Source organism: Serratia myotis (assembly GCF_027474885.1).
Lineage (GTDB): Bacteria > Pseudomonadota > Gammaproteobacteria > Enterobacterales > Enterobacteriaceae > Serratia > Serratia proteamaculans.
In genome coordinates, this window is the sequence record NZ_CP099707.1 from 194875 (window position 1) to 211999 (window position 17125).

Consider the following 17125-nt stretch of genomic DNA (forward strand, 5'->3'; position numbering starts at 1 on the left):
TGGTGTCGCTGTGATGAATGGCGCAATTGTTACACTTTTATGAAACACCGGCGGATTTTGAGCGATTCGTTAACGTTATGAAATAGAAAAACGCCCAAAAATCGTGATTATGATCACATTCATGGTTTTTTGTGGACATTTGGTTTTCGTTTCTAGTTCGTTATTGTTCCTTATCAAACAAAGACCCCAATGACTGTGGCTCAATAGGCCAATAATCACGGATCCTGAGAGAGCCTCATGAGCAGTCATTCACCGGATAACGAAACGGATGTGATCATCATTGGCGGCGGTGCGACCGGTGCGGGCATTGCTCGTGACTGTGCGCGTCGTGGCCTGCGTTGCATACTGCTGGAGCGCCACGATATCGCCACCGGTGCCACCGGCCGTAACCACGGTCTGCTGCACAGCGGAGCACGCTATGCGGTGACCGACGGTGAGTCGGCGCGCGAATGCATAGAAGAGAACCAAATCCTCAAGCGCATTGCGCATCACTGCATCGAGCGTACCGATGGGCTGTTTATCACGCTGCCGCAGGATTCGCTGGCCTACCAACAACAGTTTATTGTCTCCTGCCACAGCGCTGGTATCAAAGCCGAAGCAATTGACCCGCAGTTGGCGCTGCGCCTGGAGCCGGCCGCCAACCCGTCGCTGATCGGTGCGGTGCGGGTGCCGGACGGCACTGTCGACCCCTTCCGTCTGACCGCCGCCAATATGCTCGATGCCCGTGAGCACGGTGCGCAGATCCTCACTTATCATCAGGTGGTCGGTTTACTTCGCGCGGGCGATCGCGTAACCGGCGTGCGCGTTTTCGACCATCAATCGGCACGCCACTACGATATTCACGCCGAGGTGGTGGTCAACGCGGCCGGTATCTGGGGCCAGCAGATTGCGGAATATGCCGATCTGCGCATTCGCATGTTCCCGGCCAAGGGCGCTCTGCTGATCCTCGGCCATCGCATCAATAACATGGTGATCAACCGGTGCCGCAAACCGGCGGATGCCGACATTTTGGTGCCGGGCGACACCATTTCGGTGATTGGCACCACCTCCACCCACATTGATTATGACCAGATCGACAACATGCTGGTGACGCCGCAGGAAGTGGACATTCTGATCCGTGAGGGGGCGCTGTTGGCGCCGGAACTGGCTCAGACCCGTATTCTGCGTGCCTATGCCGGTGTGCGGCCGCTGGTGGCCAGCGATGACGACCCCAGCGGTCGCAATGTCAGCCGTGGCATCGTGCTGCTCGACCATGCCAGCCGCGACGGGCTGGAAGGCTTTATCACCATTACCGGCGGCAAGTTGATGACCTACCGGCTGATGGCGCAATGGGCGACCGATAAAGTGTGTGAAAAGCTAGGGTTAGACAGCCCCTGTACCACCGCGCAGGAAGCCTTGCCCGGCTCCCGTCAGTCGGCGGAAGAGACGGTGCGCAGCGTGGTTTCCCTGCCTGCCAGCATTCGTGGTTCGGCGGTTTATCGCCACGGCGATCGTGCCAGTCAGGTACCGGCCGGCGATCGGCTGGATAACAGCCTGGTGTGTGAATGTGAAGCGGTCACCGCCGGTGAAGTGCGCTATGCGGTTAACTCCCTTACCGTCAATAACCTGGTCGATCTGCGCCGCCGCACCCGTGTCGGCATGGGCACCTGCCAGGGAGAACTCTGCGCCTGCCGTGCCGCCGGGTTGCTGACGCGCTTTAACGTCACCACTCCGCAGCAGTCGATCGATCAGCTATCGCATTTCCTCAACGAGCGTTGGAAAGGAGTAAGGCCGATCGCCTGGGGTGATGCATTGCGTGAAAGTGAATTTACCAGTTGGGTTTACCAGGGATTGTGCGGGCTCGATGCCCGTGGGGAACAGGAGGCCGATGATGCGATTTGACGTAGTGGTGATTGGCGGCGGCCTGGCGGGCATGACCTGTGCCATTCGGCTGGCGGAACAGGGTAAGCGTTGCGCCGTGGTCAGCTCAGGCCAAAGCGCGCTCTATTTTTCATCCGGATCGCTGGATCTGCTGGCGCAGCTACCCGACGGCACCCCGGTAACCTCACCCCTGGCGGCAATGCCGGCGCTTGCGCTACAGGCGCCACGGCATCCTTATGCGCTGATAGGTGCCGAACGGGTGGCGGCACTGTCGGACAACGCAGCTCAGCTGCTGCAACGCTGTGGTTTGAGCCTGCAGGGCAGCAGTGAACGTAATCATCTGCGGGTTACGCCATTAGGCACGCGTCGAGCGACCTGGCTCAGTCCTCAGGCCATCCCGATCACGCCGCTGGACGGCGAACTGCCGTGGAAAAGTATCGCGGTGATTGGCATCGAAGGATTTTTGGATTTTCAGCCACAGTTGGCCGCCAGTTCCCTGACGCAGAGCCTGGGTATCCAGGCGGAAGTCGCTTATATGCACTTGCCGTCGCTCGACCGGCTGCGCAACAACCCCAGTGAGTTCCGGGCGGTGAATATTGCCAGAGTACTGGATCTGCCGGAAAACCTGACGTCGATGGCGGACGAGGTGAGCCGATTGGCCGGTGATGCCGAGGCGATCTTCCTGCCCGCCTGTCTGGGGCTGGAAAATGATAGCTCACTGGCAGCACTGCAGATGGCGGTGGGTAAACCGATCCGTCTGTTGCCGACGTTGCCGCCTTCGGTACTGGGCATGCGCCTGCACCAGGCCCTGCGTTCGCGTCTGCAGCAACTGGGCGGCGTGTTCATGCCGGGTGACAGCGTGCTGCGGGCGGATATCGAAGCCGGGCGAGTCACTGGCCTCTATACCCGCAACCACACCGATATTCCGTTGCTGGCGCAACAGGTGGTGTTGGCCAGCGGCAGCTTTTTCAGCAACGGGCTGGTGGCGGACTTCGAGGGCATACGTGAGCCGGTGTTTGGGCTGGATGTCGACAGCCGGGCGGATCGCGCAGACTGGAGCCACCGCAATCTGTTTGCTCCGCAGCCTTACCTGCAATTTGGGGTACGCACCGATGAGCGGCTGCGGGCCTTGAGGCAGGGGGAGCCGCTGAGCAACCTGTATGCCATCGGTGCAGTGACCGGCGGCTATGATCCCCTGCAGCAGGGCTGCGGTGCGGGTGTTTCGCTGATTGGGGCGTTGTACGTCGCGCAACAGATTGCGGCACAGGAGGAGCGTCCATGAGCCTGCAGAAAGACAACAGCTTTGAAAACTGCATCAAGTGCACCGTCTGCACCACCTATTGCCCGGTGGCCAAAGTCAATCCGCTTTACCCAGGGCCCAAACAGGCAGGGCCGGACGGCGAGCGCCTGCGGCTGAAGGATCCGGCGCTGTATGACGAAGCGCTGAAGTATTGCACCAACTGCAAACGCTGTGAGGTGGCCTGCCCGTCCGACGTCAAAATCGGCGACATCATTCAGCGCGCCCGTGCCGACTTTGCCCAGAGCAAACCCACGCTGCGCGACGCCATCCTCAGTCATACCGACCTGATGGGGTCGCTGTCGACGCCGTTTGCGCCGATTGTGAACGCCGCCACCGGGTTAAAACCGGTGCGTGCCCTGCTCGACAAGGCGCTGAAAATTGACCATCGGCGTGAACTGCCAAAGTACTCGTTCGGCACCTTCCGCCGCTGGTATCGCCAGCAGGCTCAGGCCCAACAGCGTTATGCCGAGCAGGTGGCGTTCTTCCACGGCTGCTTCGTCAATTACAACCACCCGCAACTGGGTAAGGATCTGATCAAGGTCTTTAATGCGATGGGTATTGGCGTGCAGTTGCTGAAACGCGAGAAATGCTGCGGCGTGCCGCTGATCGCCAATGGCTTTATCGCCCAGGCCAAAAAACAGGCCAGGGTGAATGCCGAATCGCTGCACGAGGCGGTACTGGAGCGGGGTATCCCTGTGGTGGCGACCTCTTCCAGCTGTACTTTTACCCTACGTGATGAATATCCGCATTTGCTGGAAGTGGATACCTCGGCGGTGCGCGAGCGGGTGGAACTGGCGACGCGCTATCTGTACCGCCTGCTCAATCAGGGTCGCCAGTTACCGCTGAAACACACACCGCTGCGGGTGGCTTACCATACGCCATGCCATATGGAGAAAATGGGCTGGACGGCCTATACGCTGGAGCTGTTGCGACAGATACCGGGGCTGGAGCTGGTGGTGCTGGATTCGCAGTGCTGTGGCATTGCCGGCACCTATGGATTTAAATCGGAGAATTATGAGACGTCGCAGGGCATTGGTGCGTCGCTGTTCCGTCAAATAGAGGAAAGCGGGGTGGACCTGGTGGTCACGGACTGCGAAACCTGCAAATGGCAAATCGAGATGTCGACCAGCAAGCGCTGCGAACATCCGATCACCTTGCTGGCGCAGGCATTGGCATAGGGCGCAGCGGGCTGCGCCCAGAGTAAGATTACTTGTTCAGTTTCAGCGTTTTGATGATGCCTTCGGCTTCGCTCTGCGCCTGCTGCTGGTTATCCGCCGGCAGCGTCACCTGAATGGTCAGCATGTTGTTGTCCAGCGTGCCGATCAGGATAGAGGAATAGGCTTTCTCGCCGCCGCTGGTGATGATGCTGTCCAACTGACGCAGCGGTACACCGTTAACGTCGATGGCTTTGTTGGTGATCACCTGCAGGTTGGCGTCACGCGAGCGCTGGGTATCTTCCAGACGCTTGCTCAGGGTTTCCAGGCTGTCGGCTGTTTTATCGCCGAGGATCACGATCAGAGCGCGCTGGCCGGTACTGTCGGCGTAAACGTGCATGTTGTTCGCCTGATTGCCCAGCTTGCCGCTTTGGTCCGCCATGCCCACCGGCAGGGTGAATGCCAGCTTGCCATCCAGCAAGCTCACCTGTTGCCCGGCTGGGGCGCTGGCTGCGGCATCACCTGCCGACGCCTTGGTGTCTTTGGTTTCGCCGTCACAGGCCGCCAGGCCAAGCACTAACAGGCTGATACCCATCAATTTTGCTACTTTACGCATTGGGCTTCCTTCTTCCTTTCAGGTAGGGTTTCACTGCCTTATCGCAACCTATTCCACGTTGAAATGCAAGGCTGATGTTGTCACAAGGTTTTCTCAAGTAATAGCCGATAATCAGCCACTTCGCCTTTCTTTTCCAGTTGAACAATCTGATAGTGATGGCCGATGAGCATCATCAGCATCGCGCGGAACTGATTGCGCGTTTTTACAGTCAGTCGCTGGTAACCCTGAGCTCGGGCCCAACGTTCCTGTTCAACCAGCAGTCTTTGCGCGATCCCATGGCGACGAAACGCCGGCAGCACACCCCCCAGCCAGCTGTAAAACACCTTTTCCTGCTGTTGATAACCGAGTTTGAAACCGGCCGGCTGACCGTCGATCTCGGCGACCAGTGCGTTAACCGCAGCGGACCCAATACGCCGCTGCAAATCGGCCAGGCTGTGCAAACTGCCGAATTCGGGGATTTGTTGATAAAGGCGGTGAATTTCTTCGAGGGTGGCGTGGCGGATGGTGATGGTCATGGCGGCCTCCGGGTCGGTGAGGCCGCCAATGATAACACGGGTTAGCCTGCTTGCAGGCTGCCGTCGTCCTGGCGGGCGGTGATGCGCTTAAGCAGCATATTCAGCAGTACGCCATACATCGGCAGGAAGAACAACAGGCAGATCAGCACTTTGAAGCTGTAGTCCACCAGGGCAATCTCAACCCAGTTGTTGGCCATAAAGGCGTCGCTGCTCTTGTAGAACGCAATAAAGAAGAACGACAGAGTATCGCTGATATTGCCGAGGAACATGGCGGCGGCAGGGGCAACCCACCAGGCACTGCGCTGACGCAGGCGATTGAAAACGTGAACGTCGAGGATCTGGCCGAGTACATAAGCCATAAAGCTGGCGACGGCGATACGCGCCACAAACAGATTAAAGCTACCCAGTGCGGCAAAGCCCTGCCATTCGCCCTGATAGGTCACGGTGGAGATCACGTACGAGATAAACAACGCCGGTACCATCACCGAAAGAATGATGCGTCGTGCCAGCGGGGCACCGAAAATTCGCACCGTCAGGTCGGTAGCCAGAAAGATAAACGGGAAGGTAAATGCACCCCAGGTGGTATGAAAGCCGAAAATGGACATCGGCAACTGCACCAGGTAGTTACTGGAGGTAATGATGACAATATGGAACAGCGATAGCCAGACTAACGCGGTAAGGCGCTGTCGAGCAGTAAACGAATACATGTTGTAGCCTTTTTAATAGTGGGGTGAGGGAACCCAGAATGTCTTGTCTACGCCGCGAAATAAGCTGCGCGGCCGCATGATACGCGTTTGCGCAACCAATGCAATGGTTAAATTTAACGCAAACGTTAACGCATCTTGCACAGAAAAACTACCGGCGTAAACTAGGCGCTGATGAGATGCGGCGAGTGTACGCCGATCGCTTTTGACCGAGAAAAATTGCATGACTGACTTATTTGCCCAGGCCGACCAGACGCTTGATGCGCTGGGGCTGCGCTGTCCGGAACCGGTAATGATGGTGCGCAAGACCGTGCGCCATATGGATGACGGTGAAACACTGCTGATCATCGCTGATGATCCGGCTACCACCCGCGATATTCCGGGTTTCTGCCGCTTTATGGAACACACGCTGGTGGCGCAGGAAACCGACGCCGCGCCTTACCGCTATTTATTGCGTAAAGGCGTTGAACGTTAATAACCATTTGTTTACTTAGCGTTTTGTAATATTTGCTGTGCGTCTGCTGCGCGAGCATGCAATGCCAGGCCATTGAAGTCCGGCGGGCGGTAATAGTGGGCAGGGGCCGGAAGATTGTGCATGGCATCTGTTGGCCAGAGTTGCAGCTCGCCCAGACTGGCCAGCAGGAACCCCTGAACCTGTAGCGGTATCGTCAGGCGCTGTGGGGCGGTCTTCTCGAACGGAGGCAGCGCGGGCAGGCGATTGCTTGCGGTGGTGTAATCCCGTTTTAACACCAAAAACTTCTCCGGCACCCGGCGATGGCTGTCCCACCAGTCACCGTCAATACCGTCAAACTGCCGCTGGGTTGCCCTGATGGATACCGCGCCAAGCTGGTGCAGAGCCTGAGGGAGCAGCCTCTCCATGGCGCTGTTGTAGGCAGTGAGAGATACCGCCTGTCCTTGCAAAATTGCATCAATCGCCAGTCGTGCCCCCAGCAGATTGGAATACAAATCCTCCGGTGAAAAAGCCGAGACCTCCTCAGAAAATCCCGGTACGGAACGGTAGCCATACCACTGTGCAATCTCATGCCATGCCGCCATTTGAAAGGCGATTTCCCCTGCCAAATAGGCCGCCAGCGTATAGCGCTGTGCTGCATCCTGAGGTGGGGTAAAGGCGCTAAGCTGTATGCGACGCGTTGCCAGCTCAGGGCTAAGATCGATATGCCACTGCTGACCCAATCGGGGGAGCAGTTGGCTGAACAGGAAGAGGGTATTGTCGGCGGTATCGCGGACGTGGGCGATATCGATAAACCCTCCCCGGTGGGTGTAGATCAATCCCAACTGCTCACTGCCAACGCCCAGCAGGTTGCTGATGGCGTTGAAAGCGCTGTCGTTGTATTGATGGGAGCCAAGCCGGTCGGCATCCACCAGGTTACCTAATTGATAAAACGGCACGGGAATACCCCAGGCTTGCGCTTTGAGGTTATAGCCAAAGGCGCAGCAGGGGCGCAAACCTCCCGGTGGTGACAGTGGTGCGGCCACCGGCCAGACAATTCGGCTTTCAGCGGTGGGTTGCGAAGTGATCAGCGTTTCCAACGGGTTGGCCGGCAGCGAGAGGGGCAACAACAGCAAAAACAGCAGTGCAACAGAACGCATTAAAAAGCTTCCCCAACCTGAAAGTAAAATCCGCTGCTTCCACGCCCGATCCCAAAATCGAGCCGTACGTTCATTTGCGGTTTGAATTCAAAGCGATAACCCGCACCCAGCGTGGGTAACCAGGGCCCTTGGCCCAGATCGCCGGCCTTATCGCTTAGCGTTCCGGCTCCGGCCCAAAGCACATAACCGTGCCGCCAGTTCAACTTGCGACGGTACTCTATCTGGCTGCTGAACACATTCCTGTCGCGGTAGCGGCCTTGATAATAGCCACGCATTCGTTTGTCATCGCCCAGCTCAGACAATCTGTCCCAGGGGATATCGCCAGTGGTTAGGCGGCTGTAGGCATCAAACGCCAACACGCTTTTCGCACTTAAACTGTGATAGGCATTGTATTGACTCTCAACGGCATTGAAACGACTGTCGCCGCCCAATTCCGGTGCAAAATAAGTGTCGCTCAGACGAATAAACTGGCCGCGTGTGGCATTAGAAACGAAATCACGCGTATCGTAATTCAGCGAACCGCTGATCCCCGAGCTTAACGATGAAACCCCGGCTTTTTGGGCCCTGAACAGGCTGCTGTCACCCTCTTCAGTTTTGCTGGCGTGCGTTGAGGACAAATCCCAGCCAATCCCAGCGTAGGTTGCATTTGCAATGCGGTACAGCAGCTGTGGTGCTATCTGAAATGACTGCTGAGTATACTTTTCCTTGTTACCGTCGTTATGCCCAGCCTGGTAGCCGGTGCCCCAGAAGTAGGTAGGCATATTATTGAGCGAACCGTCGGCAAAGAAGCGCCATTGGTCTTCAGCGAAAAAACTGTGGTTTTGAAAACCGACACCAAAGGCTCCGGTCGAGCTGAAAAATCCTTTTAACGCCAGCGTCGAATTTTGACTGATGCTGTCATGGCGGTCCGGTCGGTATATCCCCACCACGGCAGTGCCGATGCCAAGACCGAGTTCTGGAGTATAAAACGGGCCGGGCAAGATACCCCAATCGATGGTTTTACTGCTGTCGAAATGGTTGTTAGACCCCAGAGGGGCCAACATTTCATCTATTTGTTGATGTGACAACAGAGCGGCATGGGCACCGGACAGCAGAACCAACAAGACCAGGGGCAAACTGCGAATCGATATCGCCATCAGAAGCGATATTCACCCGAGACCATAAAGCTGTTGCGTTGGCTAAAGCCAAACTCGGTCAACACGTTAAAGTGTCGTGTGATCTCATATTGTGTACCAAGCAAGATATTCCAGGGGGATTGCAGATGCTGTTTTACCTCGAAACGACCTTCACCTTTCTGATTGGCCAGGGCCATCAGGGACTGAAGTTCTGCCGGCATTCTTAAATCAGACAGGCTGCCTTTGAACTCTTGCTGCACGTCCTGATACATGGTGCCGACCCAGAGGTTTAGATGAGTCTGCCCACTGATACCGGGCACCAGGAAGCGGTAACCTACGCGAGGGGATACCGTAAGTGCGGAAATTTGGCCATCAAGGATATCGAAATTGGTGCGGGTGTAGTTGGTATCAACCGAGGCGAACCAGTTCTCATATCCCCCGACTATCGTGGCACCTGCGCCGTAAGTGGTGCCCTTGAAATCGAGTTTGAAATCCAGATCGCGCAATGTCCCTTGTTTATTCATGCCATGTACGACATTGGCGATGATTTTTTCCATCATTTCTGTGTGCTGGCTGGGATCGGCATCAACGGAGACCTGGGACAACGAACTGCCTTTGGTATGACCGACGATGCCGTAAACATTGAGGAACGGTAGCACCCAGGTATCCAGACGCATGGTTTCCGTTTTGCTCTGTTCGCGGGTTTTGCCCACATCGATTTTGAACAAATTTGATGGCAGATTGAATGTGTCCCAACCTAATCCAGTAAAGTTGATGCTATCGACATCAATATTCTGCCGCATGTTCATGTAATTGACGCCGATCCCGAAGGGTTCCGGCAGGTCATAGCCGCGAGCTCGTGCTTCGTCCCCCCAAATAGGCAGCAGGCGATGCTCTGGCTGGGGTTTCGCCGTAGGCTCAGGGGATTGGGATGCCGGCAAGGCATTTTGGGTGATGAAAATGGGGCGATCTGCTTTATCGATGAGCTGTGTGGTGGCGGCAGAATCAGGCTGCTGCGCCAGAGCCAGTGTAGGGATAAAAAGGAGGGTGCTTAGGTTCAGAGCTTTAAAATATGACGATTTCATTCGACCATTACTCTGATAAGCTTCATCGGCTTATCGGATTGCAGTGAATAGGTGGCGGAAGAATATAGTAAAGGCATGCTTTAATTATGGTTATTACGTGCGCCTTGCCGCTGTTATTTTTCAGGTCAGTGTGTCAGGACGCCATAGACGGCGCCCCGACACGCTGTTTTATTACAGACGCTTCTTCAGCAGTCGCAGGGCATTGGCGGTGACCAGCGCGGTGGCGCCAGAGTCCGCCAGCACCGCCAGCCACAGCCCGGTCAGGCCCAGCAGGGTGGTGATCAGGAATACCCCTTTCAGCCCTAGCGCAATGGTGATGTTCTGCCGAATATTGGCGTGTGTTGCGCGTGAGATACGGATCATTTCCGCCACGCCCACCAGCCGGTTATGGGTCAGCGCCGCGTCGGCGGTTTCCAGCGCCACGTCGGTACCGCTGCCCATCGCGATGCCGATACTGGAGGCTTTCATCGCCGGTGCATCATTGATGCCGTCGCCGATCATCGCCGTTGGCCGCAGTTCGCTCAGTTCAGTCACCGCCTTCACTTTATCTTCCGGCAGCAGCCCGGCACGGTAATCCAGCCCCAACTCAGTGGCAATCGCCGCCGCCGCACGCGGGTTGTCACCGGTTAACATCACCCCGTTGATCCCCAGCGCTTTCAGTTCGGCAATCGCCTGTTTGGCATCGCTACGCAGTGTGTCACGCAGCGCCAGCAGGCCAATAGGCACACCGTCTTCCAGTACCACCACCGCCGTTTTACCGGCATTTTCCAGTCGTTCTACCTGACTGACGTCTTGCGGAGTGAGCAGGCCTGCGGCCAGCTTGGCGGGAGCACTGATCAGCAGGGTTTTACCGTCGATAACACCCTCGACCCCAACGCCTGCCAGTGCGCGACGGCCCTGTGCCAGCGGCAGAGGCACGCCATACTGTTCGGCGCGGTTGATAATCGCTTGCGCCAACGGATGATGGGAACCGGCCTCGACGGCGGCGGCCAGGGTCAGCAATTGCTGTTCGCTGATGCCGTTGAGCGGGAGCACATCGGTCACCGTCGGTTTGCCTTCCGTCAGCGTACCGGTTTTATCGAAGGCGATGGTTTGCACCTGGCCCAGTTGCTCCAGCGCCGCACCGCCTTTAATCAGCGCACCGCGACGGGTGGCGGCTGCCAATCCAGAGGTGATCGCCGCCGGGGTAGAGATCACCAGCGCACAAGGACAGCCGATCAGCAGCAGGGTCAGGCCGCGATAAATCCAGATATCCCAGGGCTGTGCATACAGCAACGGTGGCACCAGGATCACCGCGATGGCCAGCAACATAATTGCTGGGGTGTAGTAACGGCTGAAACGGTCGAGGAAACGTTCGATCGGCGCACGGCGCTCTTCGGCTTCTTCAATCAGTTGCAGGATACGGTCAATGGCGTTTTTACCCGGCTCGGAAATGACCTTCATCTGCGCGGCCTGATCGACCGACAAACTACCCGCTGCGACTTTCTGGCCCTGCTGACGTTCGACGGGTACAGATTCGCCGGTCAGGGCGCTTTCGTCGAAGCTGGCAAACGGGTTGAGCAGCTCGGCATCGGCCGGCAGACGGCCGCCGGGGGCAATTTCAATCACATCGCCGGGGCGCAGGCTGGCAACGGGTACGCGTTTGCGTTGTGTTCCCTGCAACAGCAGGGCGTCTTCCGGCACCAGCTCCATCAGCGCCTTCACACCACGGCGTGCGCGGTTGGCTGCATAGGATTCCAGCATCTCGCCAACCATAAACAGCAGCAATACCATTGCCGCCTCGGCGGTCGCGCCGATAAAGAGTGCGCCAATGGCCGCGACGCTCATCAGGGTTTCGATGGCAAACGGCGTGCCGGAGCGGATCAGGCGTACCGCCTTGGTGGCGACCGGGGCCAGGCCTACCAGCGTGGTGGCGATAAAGGCAATGCGGCTTAGCTCGGGGTTAACCAGGCTGAGTGCCCAACTGACGATCATCAGCGCAGTGAGCAGCAACAGGGGGCCAAACTCGCCAAGGCGTGACGTTTTTGGCAAATCGGCTGGGGTGGTCTGGGTGCCGAGCAGGGTAAAACCGGCCTGTTTCACCGCATCCTGAATGCGCTGGCTGATATCGGATTGGGCGTCGACCACCAGTTTTTCGGTGGCAAACAGCACGCGGGCGTTGTCGACACCCGGGAGCGCCGTCACCGCATTTTCAATTTTCTTGGCACAGCTTGGGCAGTCCATGCCGGTGACTTTCCAGCTGTAGCGTTGGCTACCGGAGAGAGGGGCGGCGGCTAATCTGTCGCTATCCTCATCCGGATCCTCATGATCGTCAGTGCTGCAACCGCCTGCGCCATGATCGTGCGTATGGGCATGTTCGCCAAGGCTGGCGACACTAGGCTTTTCACTGCTGCAACCGTGCTGGGTTTTGCTGTGGCTGTGGTTGCAACCGCAGCCGCCTTCCGCGTGGTGATGTTCCTGATGATTATGCTTTTCATGGTGAGTCATAGCGTCCCCCTCCGGGCCGTTAATGAAGTTCATTGGCCAGACTCTACACCCTGGAGTCAACTCCAGAGTCAAGCAACGGATGAGAATTATTGCTAACTGTGATGCGGGAGTTATCGCGGGTGGATCAGGGCCGTTAGGCGAAATAATAAGATGTTATTCCAATACAAACTTAAAGGTCCCGGCGGCTAATAATAAAGAGTTATTAATCTATAACTCTTTAGCTAAATTTAACTTTTTGTCACTTAAATGCCAGCACGATCCGCTTGCACCTGCAGGCCGCATTTTTGTTGAAGTTTGTTGCCAACATGTGACGATTAAGTTTCATTTAGATTGTAAAGATCGCCAAAAACCAGCATAAGTCTCCTTCGTTGTGAAAATATATAGCTGATTATTTTATGTTCAGTTTTGCGAGCCTGCCTATAATTGGAATCGATTACCATTTATAGCGGTAATCTTATTTGCTGATATATATGCATTAATTCTATCTAACACACTGCCGGCAACGGCGCATAAGTCCCTTCCGGTTAGCTGGCGGATCCTTCTCCGTGGCTAGCGGGCAGGTTATGTCTATCTGTCTGATTGATAACGATCAGCTAATGAGTGGAATCGAACCAATGCAATCTACTAAAAAGGCAATTGAAGTTACTGAATCCAGCCTCGCAGCGACCGGGTCCGGCTACAATGCTGTAGACGATCTGTTGCATTACCACGAGCGTGGCAACGGGATCCAGGTTAATGGCAAGGACTCATTTTCAAACGAACAAGCTGGGCTGTTTATTACCCGTGAGAACCAAACCTGGAACGGTTATAAAGTTTTTGGTCAACCGGCCAAATTAACTTTCTCGTTCCCGGACTATAAATTCTCATCCACCAACGTCGCCGGCGACACCGGGCTGAGCAAGTTCAGTGCGGAGCAGCAGCAACAGGCCAAGCTGTCACTGCAATCCTGGTCTGACGTGGCCAATCTCACCTTCACCGAAGTTGCCGCCGGCCAAAAGGCCAATATCACCTTCGGCAACTACAGTCAGGATCGTCCCGGTCATTATGACTACGACACCCAGGCCTACGCCTTCCTGCCGAATACCATTTATCAGGGTCAGGATCTGGGCGGCCAGACCTGGTACAACGTCAACCAATCCAACGTTAAACATCCGGCCAGCGAAGACTATGGCCGTCAGACGTTTACCCACGAGATTGGTCATGCGCTGGGCCTGAGCCACCCGGGTGAGTACAACGCCGGTGAGGGCAACCCAACCTACAATGACGTCACCTATGCCGAGGACACCCGCGAGTTCAGCCTGATGAGCTACTGGAGTGAAACCAACACCGGCGGTGATAACGGCGGACACTATGCAGCGGCACCGCTGTTGGATGACATCGCCGCTATTCAACACCTGTATGGTGCCAACCTGTCGACCCGTACCGGCGACACCGTGTATGGCTTCAACTCCAATACTGGCCGCGATTTCCTCAGCACCACCAGCAACTCGCAGAAAGTGATCTTTGCTGCCTGGGATGCGGGCGGTAATGATACTTTCGACTTCTCCGGTTACACCGCCAACCAGCGCATCAACCTGAACGAGAAGTCCTTCTCCGACGTGGGCGGGCTGAAAGGCAACGTGTCTATCGCGGCGGGTGTGACCATTGAGAACGCCATCGGCGGGTCGGGCAATGACGTGCTCGTTGGCAATGCGGCCAACAACGTGCTGAAAGGTGGTGCGGGCAACGACGTGCTGTTCGGCGGTGGCGGAGCGGATGAACTGTGGGGCGGCGCAGGCAAGGATATCTTTGTCTTCTCTGCGGTCAGCGATTCCGCACCGGGCGCTTCCGATGTGATCAAGGATTTCCAGAAAGGTGCCGACAAAATTGACCTGTCGTTCTTCAATCAGGGCAAACAGGGTGGCGATCAAATCCACTTCGTCGATCATTTCAGCGGCGCCGTGGGCGAAGCCTTGCTGTCCTACAATGCGTCAAATAACGTCAGCGATTTAGCCCTGAATATCGGCGGCCATCAGGCGCCGGACTTCCTGGTGAAAATCGTGGGTCAGGTAGACGTCACCACTGATTTTATCGTGTAACCGTGAGGATAACGCCCGGTGCAACCTGGCCGGGCGTTATGCAGGAGCCGATATGAAAGGCAGCTTGGCGCGTACCGCCATAATGGCGGGGAGCATAATGGTTACGGGGGCAGTTATGGCCAGCAGTTTGGTTCTTCCTACCGCAGGGTCACTGGCGGGGCAATGGCAAGTCGCTGACGCGCAACAACAGTGCCAGATCGAGTTTTTGGCCAGTGAACAGCGTGCAACTAACGGCTTTCAGCTGGTGGATCGGCAGAATTGCCTGAAGAAGGTGTTAATGGCTGAAGTGGTCGGCTGGCGTCCGGCGCCGGATGGCATCGCTCTGCTACAGGCGGACGGCAGCACGCTGGCGTTCTTTTCGCGCGACGGGGATATTTATCGTAACCAGCCAGGTGCGGGCGACGGCCTGACGCTGAAGGCGCTGGTGTAATCATAGCGGGTTCGGCAGCCGAACCCGCCCTGAGAAATTACAGGTAAAGCGAACGTACAATCAGGAAATGGCCGGAGAAGTAGCAGAATGCCACCAGCGCATCGGCTGCGCGGAAGGTAAAGCGATAGCGATTCAGCAGCCACACCACGTTGGCCAGCAACAGCAGTGAGGTCCCCGCCAGCAGCGAGAAACCGAAATCGGTGCTGCGCATGAAGTACTGTTCCCCCGCCAGCCACACCATCAGCAGCGTCATTGCTACCAGGGTGGCAATCGGCCAGCGCATCTCTTCCAGCCGGGTCCAGATAGTCGCCAACAACAGCACACCAATCACCAGCAGCGCCAATGGCAGCGGCCAAAACAGGCTGAAGGTCATCTGACTGGCGAAACTCAGGGTATACAGCAGATTCGACAGGAAAAATGCACCGATGGCGTACAGCACGCGTTCGCGCGGCAGCAGTAACAGTGCGTCGGCGATCAGCGTCGCCAACAGGCCGAGGACAATCAGATAGCCCGCTGGGCCGAGCACCGGCGCTTGCCAGGCCAGTAATAACAGTAGCAGCAGGGTAACCGGTTTAAACACCCAACGTTGCCAGCGTGGCCCGCGGTAGGAGGCGTCAACGAACAGCCAACCGGAAAAGAATACGGCAAGGAACGGCCAACTCATATGTCTTCCTTATTCATTATGGGAGCCACAGCCTCCGGCTCCAAATTGTCACCAGTGTCACTTCCTGATTGCAGTGTAGGCAGCACGCCTGTAATCGACAACGCTTTCTTGAGAATGCTATGTTTACGCCGATTTAACCGCGAAGGGAATGGGAATCAAGATGAGTAAGCCACCGCTGTTTTTTGTCGCCGTGATTGCGTTGATCGCCGTACTGGCGACGCATCGCTATTTCAACCAGCGCCGTTCGGAGGCGGAAAACGACCGCGCACCGGTACGCAGCCTGCAGGTTACGGTGAGCGATAAGCGTGAGTTCCCTGCTTCAAATAACCGTTCACGCCAGCGCGAGCATATCGTCAATGAAGCGATGCGGTATGAAGTAGTGTTCCACCCGCAGCGTGGGGGAGAGGACATTACCCTGCGGCTGAAACAGCAGCAATACGGCCCTATAGAGAAAGGTGCGCAGGGCATGCTGCTCGTACAGGGCACACGCTTTGTCTCTTTTACCGCTCAGCCGTAGGGCTCCCGATCCCGCGCCCGCGTGGTGTTATTTTCTTTTGATCGGCGGCTGTTTTTTTTGCCAGGCCAGCAGTTCGAAAACGCCAAAGATGAAGATCTTGGCTTCCTGCCAGTAGCTTATCGGCTGATCTTTAGGCTGCGTCGACTTCAGCAGCACCAATTGCAGCCCGTGCATCACCACCATAAAGAACAGCGCCACGTCGATGAAGTACTTCAGCGGCTTGGGAAAAGGGTGAAACAGATTGGAGAGCAGAAAGCCCCATACGCACAGCATCAGCAGGCGACCCAGATTAATCAGCATTGTCGGTTTTCTCTTGAGAACGGATATAAAGACGGTAAGCCACCTGACCGGCCACTTTTTCACGGTGTAGCTGCCAGTTGGCCGGGACGTCGGTGGCGGCACTTTCGGCTTCAGCCTCTACATAGATCCAGGCCTCATCGGCCAGCCAGCCCTGTTGCTCCAGCAGCGTGACGGTTTCCGCCAGCAGCCCTTTGCGAAAAGGCGGATCGAGGAACACCACGTCAAACGGTTGGGCATTTTTCGCCAGCCAGCTCAGCGCGTTGGTATTGACCACATGGCCTTTGCCTTGCAGCAGCGCCAGATTCTTTTCCAACTGCTGCGCCACCGGGCGTTCAAACTCCAACAGCGTGACGCTGCCGGCATAGCGTGACAGCGCTTCCAGGCCGAGTGCGCCGCTACCAGCAAAACAGTCCAGACAGCGCGCGCCCTGGATCACCGGTGCCAGCCAGTTAAACAGGGTTTCACGGACGCGGTCGGTGGTCGGACGCAGCCCTGGGCTATTCGGTACCGGCAGTTTTCGTCCACGCCATTGGCCGCCGATAATGCGGATCTGCCCGGCCGCAGCCTGAGGCGGTTTTTTGGCCGACGCCCGGGGCGATATTCTTGTCATAGGTTTGCTTTATTTCTTTCTGGGGCGGTGAAGGCCGCACAAGTTAACGAAAAGTTGCCTCTATTCTACCGGTGAGACG

At 56.7% G+C, this 17125-nt stretch carries 17 protein-coding genes; 7 read left to right on the plus strand and 10 right to left on the minus strand.

Annotated elements, in window-relative coordinates; all coding sequences use genetic code 11:
- Positions 1-237: 237 nt before the first annotated feature.
- The 3 genes from glpA to glpC are packed head-to-tail and all read left to right on the plus strand — an operon-like array spanning position 238 to position 4338.
- Entirely contained in the window at positions 238-1881 is a 1644-nt protein-coding gene (gene glpA / locus NHG65_RS00865; protein ID WP_499182841.1) for an anaerobic glycerol-3-phosphate dehydrogenase subunit A, read from the plus strand.
- Positions 1871-3142 (plus strand): glycerol-3-phosphate dehydrogenase subunit GlpB, encoded by a 1272-nt coding sequence (gene glpB / locus NHG65_RS00870; protein WP_099062160.1) that lies wholly within the window; start codon positions 1871-1873, stop codon positions 3140-3142. The genes glpA and glpB overlap by 11 nt, the downstream gene beginning before the upstream one ends.
- Positions 3139-4338 carry an anaerobic glycerol-3-phosphate dehydrogenase subunit GlpC gene (gene glpC / locus NHG65_RS00875; protein ID WP_499182842.1) on the plus strand — a complete coding sequence of 400 codons (1200 nt, stop codon included), beginning with the start codon at positions 3139-3141 and terminating at the stop codon, positions 4336-4338. Before glpB ends, glpC begins: the two co-directional genes overlap by 4 nt.
- A 28-nt stretch (positions 4339-4366) precedes the next feature.
- On the opposite strand, the gene NHG65_RS00880 is transcribed toward glpC, so the two are convergent.
- The 3 genes from NHG65_RS00880 to NHG65_RS00890 all read right to left on the minus strand — a co-directional run bounded on the left by NHG65_RS00880 (position 4367) and on the right by NHG65_RS00890 (position 6152).
- Positions 4367-4930: a DcrB family lipoprotein gene (locus NHG65_RS00880; protein ID WP_085116498.1), complete on the minus strand. Its 564-nt coding sequence runs from the start codon at positions 4928-4930 to the stop codon at positions 4367-4369.
- 80 nt (positions 4931-5010) lie between these two features.
- A complete protein-coding gene (locus tag NHG65_RS00885) occupies positions 5011-5445 on the minus strand; it encodes a GNAT family N-acetyltransferase (protein ID WP_099062157.1) in 435 nt (144 codons plus the stop codon).
- Positions 5446-5486: 41 nt separating this feature from the next.
- The gene (locus tag NHG65_RS00890) at positions 5487-6152 is read right to left on the minus strand and encodes a 7-cyano-7-deazaguanine/7-aminomethyl-7-deazaguanine transporter (RefSeq protein ID WP_219015105.1); all 666 of its coding nucleotides are present in this window, start codon (positions 6150-6152) and stop codon (positions 5487-5489) included.
- Positions 6153-6372: 220 nt separating this feature from the next.
- Here NHG65_RS00890 and tusA point away from each other — a divergent pair, with 220 nt between their 5' ends.
- Positions 6373-6624 carry a sulfurtransferase TusA gene (gene tusA / locus NHG65_RS00895; RefSeq protein ID WP_219015106.1) on the plus strand — a complete coding sequence of 84 codons (252 nt, stop codon included), beginning with the start codon at positions 6373-6375 and terminating at the stop codon, positions 6622-6624.
- Between the two features lie 11 nt (positions 6625-6635).
- Here tusA and NHG65_RS00900 read toward each other — a convergent pair whose 3' ends face one another.
- From NHG65_RS00900 to NHG65_RS00915, 4 genes are all read right to left on the minus strand, one after another.
- The gene (locus tag NHG65_RS00900; RefSeq protein WP_499182843.1) at positions 6636-7760 is read right to left on the minus strand and encodes a DUF4056 domain-containing protein; all 1125 of its coding nucleotides are present in this window, start codon (positions 7758-7760) and stop codon (positions 6636-6638) included.
- Positions 7760-8896: a BamA/TamA family outer membrane protein gene (locus NHG65_RS00905; RefSeq protein WP_099062154.1), complete on the minus strand. Its 1137-nt coding sequence runs from the start codon at positions 8894-8896 to the stop codon at positions 7760-7762. The genes NHG65_RS00900 and NHG65_RS00905 overlap by 1 nt, the downstream gene beginning before the upstream one ends.
- Entirely contained in the window at positions 8896-9960 is a 1065-nt protein-coding gene (locus NHG65_RS00910) for a hypothetical protein (protein ID WP_099062153.1), read from the minus strand. The genes NHG65_RS00905 and NHG65_RS00910 overlap by 1 nt, the downstream gene beginning before the upstream one ends.
- A 171-nt stretch (positions 9961-10131) precedes the next feature.
- The gene (locus NHG65_RS00915; protein ID WP_499182844.1) at positions 10132-12447 is read right to left on the minus strand and encodes a zinc/cadmium/mercury/lead-transporting ATPase; all 2316 of its coding nucleotides are present in this window, start codon (positions 12445-12447) and stop codon (positions 10132-10134) included.
- Positions 12448-13061: 614 nt separating this feature from the next.
- On the opposite strand from NHG65_RS00915, the gene NHG65_RS00920 reads away from it, so the two are divergent.
- Complete coding sequence (locus NHG65_RS00920) at positions 13062-14525, plus strand: serralysin family metalloprotease (RefSeq protein ID WP_099062152.1); 1464 nt, start codon at positions 13062-13064, stop codon at positions 14523-14525.
- A 52-nt stretch (positions 14526-14577) separates the two neighbouring features.
- Positions 14578-14955, plus strand: coding sequence for a protease inhibitor Inh/omp19 family protein (locus NHG65_RS00925; RefSeq protein WP_499182845.1), 378 nt, complete (start codon positions 14578-14580; stop codon positions 14953-14955).
- Positions 14956-14992: 37 nt separating this feature from the next.
- On the opposite strand, the gene NHG65_RS00930 is transcribed toward NHG65_RS00925, so the two are convergent.
- A complete protein-coding gene (locus NHG65_RS00930; RefSeq protein ID WP_085116501.1) occupies positions 14993-15619 on the minus strand; it encodes a lysoplasmalogenase in 627 nt (208 codons plus the stop codon).
- A 160-nt stretch (positions 15620-15779) separates the two neighbouring features.
- On the opposite strand from NHG65_RS00930, the gene NHG65_RS00935 reads away from it, so the two are divergent.
- Positions 15780-16136, plus strand: coding sequence for a DUF2500 domain-containing protein (locus tag NHG65_RS00935; protein ID WP_099062150.1), 357 nt, complete (start codon positions 15780-15782; stop codon positions 16134-16136).
- Between the two features lie 27 nt (positions 16137-16163).
- Here NHG65_RS00935 and NHG65_RS00940 read toward each other — a convergent pair whose 3' ends face one another.
- Both NHG65_RS00940 and rsmD read right to left on the minus strand, forming a co-directional pair.
- Positions 16164-16436, minus strand: coding sequence for a DUF1145 family protein (locus NHG65_RS00940; RefSeq protein WP_006317223.1), 273 nt, complete (start codon positions 16434-16436; stop codon positions 16164-16166).
- Entirely contained in the window at positions 16426-17046 is a 621-nt protein-coding gene (gene rsmD / locus NHG65_RS00945; RefSeq protein ID WP_135314706.1) for a 16S rRNA (guanine(966)-N(2))-methyltransferase, read from the minus strand. Before rsmD ends, NHG65_RS00940 begins: the two co-directional genes overlap by 11 nt.
- Between the last annotated feature and the right edge of the window lie 79 nt (positions 17047-17125).

What these genes read in the sequence shown, in the direction of transcription:
- glpA (WP_499182841.1), top strand. Translation starts at nt 238, where the DNA reads ATGAGCAGTCATTCACCGGATAACGAAACGGATGTGATCATCATTGGC.
- glpB (WP_099062160.1), top strand. Translation starts at nt 1,871, where the DNA reads ATGCGATTTGACGTAGTGGTGATTGGCGGCGGCCTGGCGGGCATGACC.
- glpC (WP_499182842.1), top strand. Translation starts at nt 3,139, where the DNA reads ATGAGCCTGCAGAAAGACAACAGCTTTGAAAACTGCATCAAGTGCACC.
- NHG65_RS00880 (WP_085116498.1), bottom strand. Translation starts at nt 4,930, where the DNA reads ATGCGTAAAGTAGCAAAATTGATGGGTATCAGCCTGTTAGTGCTTGGC.
- NHG65_RS00885 (WP_099062157.1), bottom strand. Translation starts at nt 5,445, where the DNA reads ATGACCATCACCATCCGCCACGCCACCCTCGAAGAAATTCACCGCCTT.
- NHG65_RS00890 (WP_219015105.1), bottom strand. Translation starts at nt 6,152, where the DNA reads ATGTATTCGTTTACTGCTCGACAGCGCCTTACCGCGTTAGTCTGGCTA.
- tusA (WP_219015106.1), top strand. Translation starts at nt 6,373, where the DNA reads ATGACTGACTTATTTGCCCAGGCCGACCAGACGCTTGATGCGCTGGGG.
- NHG65_RS00900 (WP_499182843.1), bottom strand. Translation starts at nt 7,760, where the DNA reads ATGCGTTCTGTTGCACTGCTGTTTTTGCTGTTGTTGCCCCTCTCGCTG.
- NHG65_RS00905 (WP_099062154.1), bottom strand. Translation starts at nt 8,896, where the DNA reads ATGGCGATATCGATTCGCAGTTTGCCCCTGGTCTTGTTGGTTCTGCTG.
- NHG65_RS00910 (WP_099062153.1), bottom strand. Translation starts at nt 9,960, where the DNA reads ATGAAATCGTCATATTTTAAAGCTCTGAACCTAAGCACCCTCCTTTTT.
- NHG65_RS00915 (WP_499182844.1), bottom strand. Translation starts at nt 12,447, where the DNA reads ATGACTCACCATGAAAAGCATAATCATCAGGAACATCACCACGCGGAA.
- NHG65_RS00920 (WP_099062152.1), top strand. Translation starts at nt 13,062, where the DNA reads ATGCAATCTACTAAAAAGGCAATTGAAGTTACTGAATCCAGCCTCGCA.
- NHG65_RS00925 (WP_499182845.1), top strand. Translation starts at nt 14,578, where the DNA reads ATGAAAGGCAGCTTGGCGCGTACCGCCATAATGGCGGGGAGCATAATG.
- NHG65_RS00930 (WP_085116501.1), bottom strand. Translation starts at nt 15,619, where the DNA reads ATGAGTTGGCCGTTCCTTGCCGTATTCTTTTCCGGTTGGCTGTTCGTT.
- NHG65_RS00935 (WP_099062150.1), top strand. Translation starts at nt 15,780, where the DNA reads ATGAGTAAGCCACCGCTGTTTTTTGTCGCCGTGATTGCGTTGATCGCC.
- NHG65_RS00940 (WP_006317223.1), bottom strand. Translation starts at nt 16,436, where the DNA reads ATGCTGATTAATCTGGGTCGCCTGCTGATGCTGTGCGTATGGGGCTTT.
- rsmD (WP_135314706.1), bottom strand. Translation starts at nt 17,046, where the DNA reads ATGACAAGAATATCGCCCCGGGCGTCGGCCAAAAAACCGCCTCAGGCT.